General features: G+C 63.7%; 12 protein-coding genes, 2 pseudogenes and 1 riboswitch. Of the genes and pseudogenes, 4 read left to right on the forward strand and 10 right to left on the reverse strand.

The features are described from left to right. Position 1 precedes the first annotated feature (1 nt). Positions 2-343, forward strand: a complete 342-nt coding sequence (locus M6689_RS08250) for a PilZ domain-containing protein (protein ID WP_298270132.1) — start codon at positions 2-4, stop codon at positions 341-343. An 18-nt stretch (positions 344-361) separates the two neighbouring features. Here M6689_RS08250 and M6689_RS08255 read toward each other — a convergent pair whose 3' ends face one another. The 6 genes and pseudogenes from M6689_RS08255 to M6689_RS08280 form a co-directional block, all read right to left on the reverse strand. Continuing rightward, positions 362-1,234: an alpha/beta hydrolase gene (locus M6689_RS08255; RefSeq protein ID WP_298270134.1), complete on the reverse strand. Its 873-nt coding sequence runs from the start codon at positions 1,232-1,234 to the stop codon at positions 362-364. Positions 1,235-1,241: 7 nt separating this feature from the next. Continuing rightward, complete coding sequence (locus tag M6689_RS08260) at positions 1,242-2,297, reverse strand: PAS domain S-box protein (protein WP_366949738.1); 1,056 nt, start codon at positions 2,295-2,297, stop codon at positions 1,242-1,244. Between the two features lie 14 nt (positions 2,298-2,311). Continuing rightward, on the reverse strand, positions 2,312-2,551 hold the full coding sequence (locus M6689_RS08265; RefSeq protein WP_298270170.1) for a sulfurtransferase TusA family protein: 240 nt from the start codon (positions 2,549-2,551) through the stop codon (positions 2,312-2,314). A gap of 118 nt (positions 2,552-2,669) precedes the next feature. Beyond that, positions 2,670-3,629: pseudogene (locus tag M6689_RS08270) on the reverse strand (YeeE/YedE family protein); the annotation flags it as partial. A gap of 211 nt (positions 3,630-3,840) precedes the next feature. Next, positions 3,841-4,242, reverse strand: coding sequence for a secondary thiamine-phosphate synthase enzyme YjbQ (locus M6689_RS08275; RefSeq protein WP_298270137.1), 402 nt, complete (start codon positions 4,240-4,242; stop codon positions 3,841-3,843). 19 nt (positions 4,243-4,261) lie between these two features. Next, entirely contained in the window at positions 4,262-4,705 is a 444-nt protein-coding gene (locus M6689_RS08280) for a tetratricopeptide repeat protein (protein WP_298270140.1), read from the reverse strand. Between the two features lie 91 nt (positions 4,706-4,796). Here M6689_RS08280 and M6689_RS08285 point away from each other — a divergent pair, with 91 nt between their 5' ends. The 3 genes from M6689_RS08285 (at position 4,797) to sucD (ending at position 7,325) form a co-directional block, all read left to right on the forward strand. Further along, complete coding sequence (locus M6689_RS08285; protein ID WP_298270142.1) at positions 4,797-5,132, forward strand: transcriptional regulator; 336 nt, start codon at positions 4,797-4,799, stop codon at positions 5,130-5,132. 72 nt (positions 5,133-5,204) lie between these two features. Then, the gene (gene sucC, locus M6689_RS08290; protein ID WP_298270144.1) at positions 5,205-6,362 is read left to right on the forward strand and encodes an ADP-forming succinate--CoA ligase subunit beta; all 1,158 of its coding nucleotides are present in this window, start codon (positions 5,205-5,207) and stop codon (positions 6,360-6,362) included. Positions 6,363-6,449: 87 nt separating this feature from the next. Continuing rightward, entirely contained in the window at positions 6,450-7,325 is an 876-nt protein-coding gene (gene sucD, locus M6689_RS08295; RefSeq protein WP_298270147.1) for a succinate--CoA ligase subunit alpha, read from the forward strand. 86 nt (positions 7,326-7,411) lie between these two features. Here sucD and M6689_RS08300 read toward each other — a convergent pair whose 3' ends face one another. From M6689_RS08300 to M6689_RS08315, 4 genes and pseudogenes are all read right to left on the reverse strand, one after another. Next, positions 7,412-8,263, reverse strand: a complete 852-nt coding sequence (locus tag M6689_RS08300; RefSeq protein WP_298270149.1) for a hypothetical protein — start codon at positions 8,261-8,263, stop codon at positions 7,412-7,414. Between the two features lie 66 nt (positions 8,264-8,329). After that, a riboswitch (cyclic di-GMP riboswitch) is annotated at positions 8,330-8,406 on the reverse strand. Between the two features lie 173 nt (positions 8,407-8,579). After that, the gene (locus M6689_RS08305) at positions 8,580-9,773 is read right to left on the reverse strand and encodes a pyridoxal phosphate-dependent aminotransferase (RefSeq protein ID WP_298270151.1); all 1,194 of its coding nucleotides are present in this window, start codon (positions 9,771-9,773) and stop codon (positions 8,580-8,582) included. Positions 9,774-9,853: 80 nt separating this feature from the next. After that, on the reverse strand, positions 9,854-11,062 hold the full coding sequence (locus tag M6689_RS08310) for a putative nucleotidyltransferase substrate binding domain-containing protein (protein ID WP_298270153.1): 1,209 nt from the start codon (positions 11,060-11,062) through the stop codon (positions 9,854-9,856). A gap of 91 nt (positions 11,063-11,153) precedes the next feature. Further along, a pseudogene (locus M6689_RS08315) lies at positions 11,154-11,447 on the reverse strand (cation acetate symporter); the annotation flags it as partial.

The following is an 11,447-nucleotide window of genomic DNA, read 5'->3' on the forward strand; positions in this document are numbered from 1 at the left end:
CATGGCGGAAAAACGCGATATCAGGAGACACAAGAAGCGGCTCTCCCTCCGGTTCGGCACCGACTCGCCGAGCCGTCTCGCCTTCACCGAGGACGTTTCCGATCACGGCCTCTTCATCAAGACCACCAACCTCTGCACGCCGGGGACCCGCATCCAGATCGAGCTGACCCTTCCCGGCGACGACTCGGTCTTTCTGGAGGGGATGGTCCGCTGGACCAAGAAGGTCCCCCCCCAGATGATCCACCTGGTCAAAAAGAGCGGCATGGGGATAAAGATCATGAAGTTCATCGCCGGAGAAGAGGCCTACCGGCATTTCCTCGCCGAGCTCCACGAAAAATCATAGTCCCCCCCGGTTTTCACCTCACCCGTTTCCTTCCAGAAACTCCATTATCGCCGAGAAGGTTTCGTTTGGCCGCTCCTCGTGGGGGTTGTGGCCGCACCCCTCGATCTCCGCGAGCCGCGCCTCCGGCAGCGCCTCCCGCAGACGAATCCCGTACTCCCGGCGCACCACCCGGTCCTCCTTTCCCCAGACGATGAGCGTCGGTATCCGTATCTCCCCGAATCGATCCGTGATGGCGCGGTATCCGTCACGGTCGATGGCCCGGACGGTCCTGATCAGCACCCGCGGCATGCCGCGCCGGCCGAAGCAGTTTTCGTAGCGCCCGATCCGTTCGGGGGTGATGGCGCGCTCGTCGTGGAACACCGCCCGAAGCGAGGCGACGACGAGGTACCTGAGCGGCACGGCCGCCATGCCGAGCCGGCCGATCAGCGGGATCTTCAGCCAGCGCATGAATCGGGGGAGCTGTTGGGGGTAGGCGGCGGCGTCGATCAGGACAAGCCGGGAGACGAGCCGCTCCCGCCCCCCGTCCATCGCCATGAGCAGGGCCAGGAGTGCGATCCCCCCGCCGAGGGAGTGTCCCACGAGGGTGGCCCCGTCGATCTCCATCGCTTCCATGAAGGAGAGGAGCACGGCGGCCTGTTCCTCCAGCCCGTAGGCTCCCCGGCGCGGCTTGGACGAGAAGCCGAACCCCTTGAGGTCGAGGAGGTAGAGGGTGAAACGGTCGGGAGGAAAGAGGGGGACGATGTCGTCCCAGGTGGTGAGGGCGGCGGCGAAACCGTGGACGAAGACCACCTGCTCGGGGCCGGTGCCCCGGATCCGGTAGCGGATCACCGTGCCGGGAGCATGGGTGAAGAACCGATCGGCGGCGGAGCCGTTCTCGGCCGTGGGGACCATACCGCGCTCAGGCACCGTGCGTTACGGCGGGAGACGGGTTGTTGGCTTCCGTTGCGGGCCTGCCGGACGGCGGGGGGTGGAAGATGCCGCAGGTGGCGTAGGGTCTCCCGTTGCGGAAACTGCAGGAAACCGAACCCTCCAGCGGCACGGGGCGGCCGTCCTTGGCCACGAGGGTCATGGAGGTCTGCTCGGGACGGCTCCCCTGGAGGAGGCGGATGAACAGTTCCCGGCAGTGGGGACGGGAGTCGGGGTGGATGATGTCGAATACCGAGAGGAGCGCAGTCTCGTCGTCCGAGTAGCCGAGGGTGTCGCGCCATGCCCGGTTCACGTAGAGGATCGACCCGTCGGGGGCGATGCTCTGGAAGAGATCCGCGGCGCTGTCCAGGATCAGCCGATAGATCCCTTCCTTCTCGCGGAGCGCCTCCAGCATCCGTTTCTGCTCGGTAATCTCGGTGTAGACGAGCACCATCTGCTTTACGTCGCCGAAGCGGTCCCTGATCGGAGAACCACTCACGTTGAACCAGCGTCCCTGGCACTCCAGGTCGTTCAGCTGTTCGGAACGCCTGCTCTGCATGATCCTGTTGAACAGGCACTCCTGGAGGGGGATGTTTCTGTGGCAGATGAGGTCCGCGCACCTCCTGCCGCGGATATCTTCGCAGTCATGGGCGAAGATATCCCGCGCCCGGGAGTTGAACGCCTGGATCCCCATGGTGTCGTCGAGGACGAGGATCGCCGCGCCGGCAGAGTCGAATACCCCCTGGATCTCATCATGGGCCAGCTTCAGTTCGCCGTTCATCTCCTGAAGGTGTTCGAGGATCTGTTCGAACGACTGGCAGACGATGCCGATGGGATCGGTCTCGATGAGGCTCGTGTCGTCGAGTTCCTCGTGCCGCAGCGGGAGGGTGCCGATGGTGGTCAGCAGCTGGTTCGTCTTGTCGCGGATGTAGGCGATGGCCTTCCGGCTCTTCTCGGCGAGCTCCGCGTTTTCCTTCGTGAGCCGCCGGATCTCGGCGGTCCCGAACGGGTCGCCGAGAACTGTTTCCATGAATTTTCTGAATCCCATGACGATCTCCCCGTCTATCCGATCCGGCCGACGGTCACGACGTAGTGCCCCGCCTCCTTCACCACCCGGGCGAGGTACCCCATGCTCCTGACCGTCTCGGGAATCGTGATGGTTGAATCCCGGTTGTCGGTCAGGAAGACCAGTCGGCATTCCCCCCGCCGGAGCTCGCCCTTGCGCCGGTTGATTTCCCTGAGGGCCGTCAGGAGGGTGGAGGGGCAGACCTGCCCCCGGATGTCGTATTCGATCGTTTCCATACGTTGTACCCTCTCGAAACTGGCGCCCCATGACGAGCCGGGTGAGGAGCATGCCCCCCAGCCACGCCCCGGGAAAGAGGCCGACGGTAAAGAGGATGCTCTGCCACGCCAGGATCGGCAACCCCCCTGCCAGGTGCCAGATGTTGCACGATGGTGCCATCCGGGCCGCGAGCCCCATAATGATCCCCCCCGTCAGGGTCGAGAGGTACTGGCGAAGGGGAATTCTGACGTAGAGACGAAACTCGCCGAGAAGAAGTGCCGAAAGCGCGCTGCCGCCAATGATGCCGGCAATGACCGGAACCTGGACAAGGGTCAGTGCATCGATGACCGGCGCCGGCCCTCCCCGCAGCGGCACTCCCCCCAGGGGGGTGACACCGGTGAGGTCAAGGGGAAGCGCCCGGAAATAAGCGGACCCCCCGACCCATGCGGGAGCCCAGAACGACGCCAGCCACCCCCCCGCCTTGGCGTAAGAGGTGGTTATGCCGAGCGGCATGGCGGTGGCGAGGGAGGAAAGGAGACCGGCGGCAGCAAGGAGCAGCGCCGCTTTCCACGGTTGCAAATACCCCTCGGCTGCCGCGGGCCGGGTCCAGAGCCCTTCCCGCCGCCAGCGCAGAAAAAGGAGCGCCGCTGCCGAGGCGATGGGGATGATCAGCCGGTACGGCTCCACGCCGACAAGTCGGGGGATGGTTGTGTCGAGCCCGGGCATCGTCGTGGCGTCGGCGAACCGTTTCCACCAGGGGTGGATCGCCGCCGCATACAGGGTGCTTCCCGTCACCAGCCCGGCCAGGGCGGCAACGGCTGTCATGCTTCCGGCACCGATCCGGTAGAGGGTCCCTGCCACGCAGCCTCCCGCCAGCACCATCCCGATGCCGAAGAGGCATCCCCCCGCCAGGTTGGCCGCCGACGGGGGGGCGAAGAGGGGGAAGGGATAGACGGGGAGTCCCCCCGCAATCCGGGCACCCTCGAACATGACCATGCTCGCCACCACGAGGAGGAGCAGCGGGCGAAGCATGACGGTGCGCCGGAAGAGAAAGAGGTCCCGGAATGCCCCCGCCATGCAGAAGTCCGAGCGGTGCATGGCGAACCCCGCGACTCCTCCGAGGAAAAACCCGGCGGCTATGAGGGAAAAGGGAGAGTGGGGCACTCCTTCGTACTCCTCCGGTTCCGGGGTGAGAGGCGCGTGGTGGGTCGCTGCCGTAATTATAGTATCGGCATGGGTGAGAAAAACTTTACACCCGTCGCACCGGAAAACAGGTGAGGTTCTTGCAGCACGAAGGCGGGGCGGGTGTTCAGGCGTCGGAGGTTATCTTTACAGCAACCCTGCGCTGTCGCGGACCGTCGAATTCGCAGAAGTAAACCGACTGCCAGGTGCCGAGGAGGGGCTTTCCGTCGGTGACGAAGAGGGTGAGGGAGGTGCCGGTCAGGGTCGACTTGATGTGGGCGTCGGAATTTCCCTCGACGTGGGTAAAGAAGTGGTCTACCGGGACGAGCCGGTTCAGGAACGAGGTCATGTCCCGGTGGACCGCCGGGTCGGCCCCCTCGTTGACGGTGATGCCGGCGGTGGTGTGGAGGACGAAGAGATGGCAGGTGCCGTTGCGGACTCCGGAATCCCGCACCTGCTCCTGCACGAGGCGGGTGATGTCGATGAGCTCGGTCCGTCCCCTGCTCGTTATCTCCAGATACCTGACCATGGTGCCCCCCCTTCAGCCGCTACCTGAGCCGCAGCTTCGTCAGCATGATGCCGAGATACTTGTTGAGAAGGTGTTCGCGTCCGAGGAACCCGATGACCGGCGGCTTGCGCAGGCCGAGACGGCGCAGCTCCGCCTCGATCTGGAGGTTTCTCTCGTAGAGGAGCCCCTGCCGAAAGAGCCGGATCGCATCGGTCCTCCGCCCCGCCAGCAGATTGATCCTCCCCAGGTTGAGGTAGTGGGAGGAGGAGCGGGGGTCCTTCCGGATCGCCTCCTCGCAGATCTTTATGGCATAGTCGATCTGCTTCCGCTCCTTGGCGAGGCAGAAGGCGAGATAGGTCCAGGCGCGGGGGGTGCTCCGCAGTTTCACCGCCTGTTCGAGGCATTCGAGGGCGTAAGCCGTATCACCGCTGTTGGCAGCCTTGATTCCCTGGTTGATGAGTCCGTCGACGTCGGTGCCGGTCACGGCTACCTCCCGTTCGATAATCTGCTACTATTATAAGATGCTGACCGGGCCTGTAAACTGTTTTGTCGGCCGCCGGCCGTAAGGAAGCTCCATGAAGCCCAAGGAGCCCACAGTTCCTCCCCCCTCTCCCGATACGGTTCGCCACCGGATCGTGCTGCTCCTCGAAGAGGGGGAGCCCCGTTCCGCGCGGGAACTCTCGCATCTGGCGAGGATTTCCGAGAAGGATGTCTACGCCCACCTGGAAGAGATCGGACGGCACCGGCAGGGGCGTCGCCTGGTCATCGTTCCGGCCGAGTGCCGTGGATGCGGCTTCGTGTTCCACAAGCGGGAACGGGTCAAGAAACCGGGGCGATGCCCGGTCTGCCGCAGCGAACATATTGCCGAACCGCTTTTTTTCCTTTCTCCGCCGGGGAGGGAAAAGTCTTGATTAATGTCTTACCAATCCGTTCTATTTTATGGTATACGTAAAAAACTTTACTACCACTAAAAGGGGGGTGGCATGAATATCCACGAGTACCAAGCGAAGGAAATCCTGAGCTCTTACGGCATACCGGTGCCGCGGGGGCGGGTGGCGCTCACGTCCGACCAGGTCGAGCGCGCCGCCAAGGAGATGGGGGGACGCTGTGTCATCAAGGCCCAGATCTACGCGGGGGGGCGCGGCAAGGCCGGCGGGGTGCGGCTGGTCCATCACCCGGAGCAGGCCCAGGACTACGGCAAGGAGCTCTTCGGCAAGCGGCTCGTCACCCCGCAGACCGGTCCCGAGGGGCTGAAGGTCCGGCGGATTCTGGTGGAGGAGGCGGTGGAGATCGCCCGGGAGTTCTACCTCTCCATCACCCTCGACCGCTCCACCTCCCGCTACTGCCTCATCGCCTCGGCCGAAGGGGGGGTGGACATCGAGGAGGTGGCCCAGAAGTCGCCGGAGAAGATCCACGTCCTCACCATCGATCCCTTCACCGGCCTTCGTCCCTACCAGGCCCGCAAGATCGCCCTGGCCCTCGGGCTCTCCGGCACCCTCTGCGAGGACTGCGTGGAGCTGATGCTCAACCTCTACCGGGTGCTCCTCGAAAAGGACTGCTCCCTCGTGGAGATCAACCCCCTCGTCGTTACCCGTGCGGGGTGGCTCATGGCGATGGACGCCAAGATCAACTTCGACGACAACGCCATCTTCCGCCACCGCGAATACCCCGACATGATGGACTATTCCCAGCTCGACACCCTGGAGATCAACGCCGGCAAGTATGATCTCTCCTACATCAAGCTCTCCGGCAACATCGGCTGCATGGTGAACGGCGCCGGCCTCGCCATGGCGACCCTCGACGTCCTCAAGGAGTGCGGCGGCGAGCCGGCCAACTTCCTCGACGTCGGCGGCGGCGCCACCCGCGAGAAGGTGGCCGAGGCGTTCAAGATCATCCTGGAGGACTCCGACGTGAAGGGGGTCTTCGTCAACATCTTCGGTGGGATCATGCGCTGCGACGTCATCGCCCAGGGGATCATCGAGGCCGCCTCCGAGGTCCACTGCACCCTCCCCATCGTCGTCCGGATGGACGGGAGCAAGGTCGAGGAGGGGAAGCATCTGCTGCTGGAATCGGGGCTCAACGTCCAGACCGCCGACAGCCTGGGCGAAGGGGCGGAGCGGATCGTCAAGATGCTGGGGTAGGGTGACCGTAGGGGCGATCCTTGTGATCGCCCGCATTCAGGGCAAACACAAGGTTTGCCCCTACAATACAACGCACGGAGATCACACATGTCCATACTCATCAACAAGAACTCGAAGATAGTCGTCCAGGGGATCACGGGCCGCAGCGGCCTCTTCCATACCCAGCAGTGCCGCGATTACGGGAGCAAGATCGTGGCCGGCGTCACCCCGGGGAAGGGGGGGATCCACATCGAGGGGATCCCGGTCTTCAATACCGTGGACGAGGCGGTCCGGTACACCGGCGCCAACGTCTCCATGATCTTCGTTCCCCCTCCCGCAGCAGCCGACGCCATCCTGGAGGCGGTCGACGCCGGGCTGGAGCTTGCGGTCTGCATCACCGAGGGGATCCCGGTGCGCGACATGGTGCCGGTGAAGCGGGTCATCCAGGGATCGAAGACCCGGCTCGTGGGACCCAACTGCCCCGGCGTCATCACCCCTGGCGAATGCAAGGTGGGGATCATGCCCGGCTACATCCACAAGCAGGGAAAGATCGGGGTTGTCTCCCGCAGCGGTACCCTCACCTACGAGGCGGTGAAGCAGATCACCGAGGCGGGGCTCGGCCAGTCGACCTGCGTCGGCATTGGGGGTGACCCGATCATCGGGATGCAGTTCATCGACGTCCTGAAACTCTTCAACGACGACAAGGATACCGAGGCGGTCTTCATGATCGGCGAGATAGGGGGGGGCGCCGAGGAAGAGGCGGCGTACTGGATCAAGGAGAACATGAAAAAGCCGGTGGCGTCCTTCATCGCCGGGGTCACCGCCCCCCCGGGCAAACGGATGGGGCATGCCGGCGCCATCATCACCGGCGGCAAGGGGAAGGCCGAGGACAAGATCCGCACCCTCTCCGAATGCGGCGTGGTGGTCTCCACCAGCCCGACGAAGATGGGAGCGGCGATGCTGGAGGCCCTCGGAAAGAAATAGGACGAAGAGGAAAAGCGCGATGTTGACGGAAGGCCGTAACCTGCAGCGAGGTTACGGCCTTTCCTGTTCGGACGGCCGTTGCGCCGTTACGATGCCAGGGTGATGGCGTCGGAGGCGAGGATGACCCGGTCGCCTTCGACGGTCAGGGGGTGGGCGCTGTGCTCGATCAGCTCGTAGAGGTGCTGGTACCTGGCCACCTCGGACGGCTGGGCGGTCTTCCTGCCGAAGTGCTTGCCGGGATGGGCGAAGACCTCGGTCACGGCCCGGTCGTCGTAGATGGCGAAGTCAAAGGAGCAGTTGGTGTCCCGGCCGATGATGTCGTTCGTGGCGGGGAGTTCGTCGCGAAAGGCGACCCGGACGCCGATATCGCCACGGTGCTGGGCGAGCAGCACCTTCTGGACCTCGGGGTCGGGGAGCTCCTCGCGGTTCAGGACGAAGATCCGGGTGATCCGGACGCCGCGGTCGAGGGCGCGCAGGTTCGCCTGGTAGAGGTTGAGGAGCGCTCCCCGCGACCACCAGCCGGGTGTCAGCGGGTCCACGGCCTTGATCTGGCGGGTGGCCTGGTCCGACAGTTTGGCCCCCTCGTGGTAGAATTCCGTCTCGTCGAGAGGGATGAAGCCCTGCTGGAGTAAGGTGATGGTCCTCTTTGCGCCGGCGATCAGTTCGTGGGCCTTGGCCTGGCACTCGGGGTCGGCGATCTGGGCCAGGGCGAACGGAATCTCGTGGACCTGCCGATACTGTTCGAGGAGGTCCGCCCGGCTTTTCGCGATATCCTCCCGCACCAGGTAGGTCACGAGCGAGAGCAGAATCCCGATGGCGAAGATGACATAGGCGGCCTGTTCGTTGTTAAGCACCGTGTGGAAGAAGATGGCGAGGCCCGAGCCGACGAGAAATTCGATGAAGACGGCCATTTCCTGGATTTTTTTGTTGATGGTCATGATGGATTCCTCCTTCTGCCTGTCCCGGAAAGCAAAGAAGCCGGGTGCTTCAATATCGTGAGATATTTCGGCGACCCGGCTGTCTCGGTGAGACCCTGTAGGCTTTCCGTCCCATCCTCGCGGATGGTTTAGTAGTATCGTGTATCTACGGCAAGGTTCAGGCAGTTGCTGCGATATATGTTCTGAAAGTTCCCGCAGAATATCGCAGGCTGACGGGCCAAGTCAAGGCAAAGAGTTTCAGGTTTGACGTAACTGCTTGGTTCTGCGGCACAAATCCGGTCATAATTTGCACGGATGTAACAATGGGTCGAGCCGGCTACCCCTTGAGCCCCGCCTCCGCCGCCAGCGCCCGCCAGGCGGGAAGGCTCCGCTCGATCATCCCCCTGTCGACGCAGTAGGCGATCCGGAAGAAGCCCGGCGCGCCGAAGCCGGCGCCGGGGACGAGGAGGATCAGGTGTTTCTGGGCGAGCTTCACGAACTCCACGTCGTCCGCCATCGGCGACTTGGGGAAGAGGTAGAAGGCGCCATCGGGCTTCACCAGCTCGAATCCCATGGCCGTGAGGTTGTCGCAGAAGAGGTCGCGCTTCGCCTGGTACTCGCCGATGTCGACGGAGGCGCGCTGGAGCTTCGTCACGAGCCGCTGCATGAGGGCCGGGGCGTTCACGAAGCCGAGGACGCGGTTGGAGAAGATGGCCCCCTCCATGAACTGCTCCACGTTGCGCGATCGGGGGTTGGCGGCGAGATAGCCGATCCGCTCGCCCGGGAGGGCCAGGTCCTTGCTGTGGGAGGTGACGATGACCGAGCTCTTGACGTACCGGAAGATGTTCGGGACGTGCTTGCCGTCGTAGGCAATCCGGGCGTAAGGCTCGTCGGAGATGACGTAGATCTGCCGGTCAAATTCCCGTTCCTTTGCCGCCACGAGCCGGCCGAGGGCTTCGAGGCTTTCGGCCGGATAGATGACGCCGGTCGGGTTGTTGGGTGAGCAGATGATGATCGCCCGGGTCTTTCTCGTGATGGCCGCCCCGATGGCGTCCAGGTCCAGCTGGAAGGTGGTCCGGTCGGTCCAGACCTCCACCGGAACGCCGCCGTGGTTGTCGATGTAGAACTTGTACTCCACGAAGTAGGGGGTGAGGATGATCACCTCCTCCCCCGGGTTGAGGATTGTCTTCAGGACCACGTTCAGCGCCCCCCCCGCCCCGCAGGTCATCACCACGTGCTCCGCCCCGACACCGAAGCCGGCCGCCTCGGTGAGCACCTCCGCCACGGCCGCCCGGGTCTCCTGGTAGCCGGCGTTGCTCATGTAGCGGTGCATGCCGGGAACCGGATGCGCGGCGAGCCGGCGGAATTCCTCCTGGAACTCCGGCGGAGGCTCCACGTCCGGATTGCCGATGGTGAAGTCGAAGACGTTTTCCGCTCCGTGAATCCGGCGCAGCCGCTCCCCCTCCTCGAACATCTTTCTGATCCAGGACGACCTGGAGATATAACCGGCGATCTTTGTGGCGATGGGCATGGTCTGGGCTCCTTGTTGGCGAATGTCTACACCTTGTAGCACAGGGACGGGGAGCGAAACAAGGGTAAGGGGAAGCGTCCTCACATGATCGAAAAATTCGTATGAATCGTCCGCTGGAGGTCCTCGATCCTCAATAGCGCCTGGCGGATCGCTTCCCGCTCGTCGGGGGGGAGGGTGTAGGGGTTCAGATAGTAGGAGCTGTCCTGGATCCCCTTGATCACCTTGATCTGGAGAAGAATCCGGTGCTTCGTGAGGACGTCGTAGGCGTCGACGAGTCCCCGGGCGAAGGCTGCCGAGAAGCTCCCCTCCCTCTGGAGGAGGCCGATGCGGTCGACCGTGTTCGTGGCCGGTATCCCCTGGTTGATAGAGAGGATCCGGACGTTCATGACCAGGGGGGCCCAGGCGAGAAGCTTCAGGTTGAATTCCCCCTTGTGCTCCCCCGATCCTTCGGTCCAGAGCCGTTTCAGGAAGCCGAGGGCGAGCTTCATTTCCGTGGCCGCCTTGGCCATCCCCCACAACACCTGGAAGTAATCCTGCTCCAGGGAGCGGATGGTGGAGGTGAGGGCGTCCGCCAGCTCCCGGTCGCCCGAGACGAAGCGGGCGTCGGAGAGGACGATCAGGTCCATGAGGTTCTTGGCGTAGTCTTCGTACTCGTAGCGGACGATGGCCAGGAGCTTCCTTTTCCACTGGGCGAGGGACCCCCGCCACGTCGGATTCGATGGCATGATGTCGCCGGTGCATTTCTTGAAGCCGATTTCCGCCATCCGCTCCACCAGTAGCTCCGAAAATTCCCGGAACCATTCGTCGGTCGCCTCTCCACCCCCATCGCCGTACACGATCAGGTAGTCCTGGTCGGTGATGAGCGTCTGCTCGGCACGGCCGTCGCTTCCCATGCTGCAGAGGGCATAGGGACGCGGTGGCTCCCCCTTCCCCGCATTTTTCATCTCCCCTTCCACAAGCTGCAACGCCCGGCCGGCCAGCCGATCCCGGTATTCGGTGCAGTTGGCGTGGAGGGTCGACACCGAGTTGATCCGCAGGAACCGTTCCATCTCCAGGGCGTTGAGTTCGTCGTGAATCGAGCGCAGACGGCTGTACTCCGCTGCCGAACCGGCGTCGGAGAGGAGTCTCTCTTTCCGGTCGGAGAGTTCCCGGACGGACTCCATCTCGCGGACGATCTCATCCCGTACGGCGGAGAGGACGCTGACGATCTCGTCCCGATCCAGAAAGCGGACGAAGTCGCGCACCCGGTTCAGGATGTCGTTGGCTGGGTTCTGGGCTGCGGTCTGCATCTGGCGCTGGAACCTCCTGCCATGGAGTGTGAAGAGACAAAAAAACGGGGAAGGCGAACCTTCCCCGATTGTAGCATATCTGCGGCGATTGTTAGTGGTCGACCGCCTTCGCGATGCCGATGCCGGTGTTCTGGCGGACGTAGAGCTCGTCGAACATCTCCTCGGAACGGCGGCTCGGGAAGGCGAGGCAGCCGAGGATGGCGGCGATGAAGCCGAGGGGGATGGAGAGGATGCCCGGGTTCTTCAGGTCGATGAGCGGCTTGTCGAGCCCCATGATCGACTTGCCGTCCTTGTTCTTCTCGTAGTCGACCTTGGCCTTGGCCAGCTCCTTGGTCTCCTTCTCGGTGAGGGCGCCGGTCTCAGCCTGCTTCTTCTCCAGGGTGGT

Source organism: Geobacter sp. (assembly GCF_027327745.1).
In the GTDB taxonomy this organism is placed as follows: domain Bacteria; phylum Desulfobacterota; class Desulfuromonadia; order Geobacterales; family Geobacteraceae; genus Geobacter.

What these genes read in the sequence shown, in the direction of transcription:
- M6689_RS08255 (WP_298270134.1), bottom strand. Translation starts at nt 1,234, where the DNA reads ATGGTCCCCACGGCCGAGAACGGCTCCGCCGCCGATCGGTTCTTCACC.
- M6689_RS08285 (WP_298270142.1), top strand. Translation starts at nt 4,797, where the DNA reads ATGAAGCCCAAGGAGCCCACAGTTCCTCCCCCCTCTCCCGATACGGTT.
- M6689_RS08275 (WP_298270137.1), bottom strand. Translation starts at nt 4,242, where the DNA reads ATGGTCAGGTATCTGGAGATAACGAGCAGGGGACGGACCGAGCTCATC.
- M6689_RS08305 (WP_298270151.1), bottom strand. Translation starts at nt 9,773, where the DNA reads ATGCCCATCGCCACAAAGATCGCCGGTTATATCTCCAGGTCGTCCTGG.
- sucC (WP_298270144.1), top strand. Translation starts at nt 5,205, where the DNA reads ATGAATATCCACGAGTACCAAGCGAAGGAAATCCTGAGCTCTTACGGC.
- M6689_RS08310 (WP_298270153.1), bottom strand. Translation starts at nt 11,062, where the DNA reads ATGCAGACCGCAGCCCAGAACCCAGCCAACGACATCCTGAACCGGGTG.
- M6689_RS08265 (WP_298270170.1), bottom strand. Translation starts at nt 2,551, where the DNA reads ATGGAAACGATCGAATACGACATCCGGGGGCAGGTCTGCCCCTCCACC.
- sucD (WP_298270147.1), top strand. Translation starts at nt 6,450, where the DNA reads ATGTCCATACTCATCAACAAGAACTCGAAGATAGTCGTCCAGGGGATC.
- M6689_RS08300 (WP_298270149.1), bottom strand. Translation starts at nt 8,263, where the DNA reads ATGACCATCAACAAAAAAATCCAGGAAATGGCCGTCTTCATCGAATTT.
- M6689_RS08260 (WP_366949738.1), bottom strand. Translation starts at nt 2,297, where the DNA reads ATGGGATTCAGAAAATTCATGGAAACAGTTCTCGGCGACCCGTTCGGG.
- M6689_RS08250 (WP_298270132.1), top strand. Translation starts at nt 2, where the DNA reads ATGGCGGAAAAACGCGATATCAGGAGACACAAGAAGCGGCTCTCCCTC.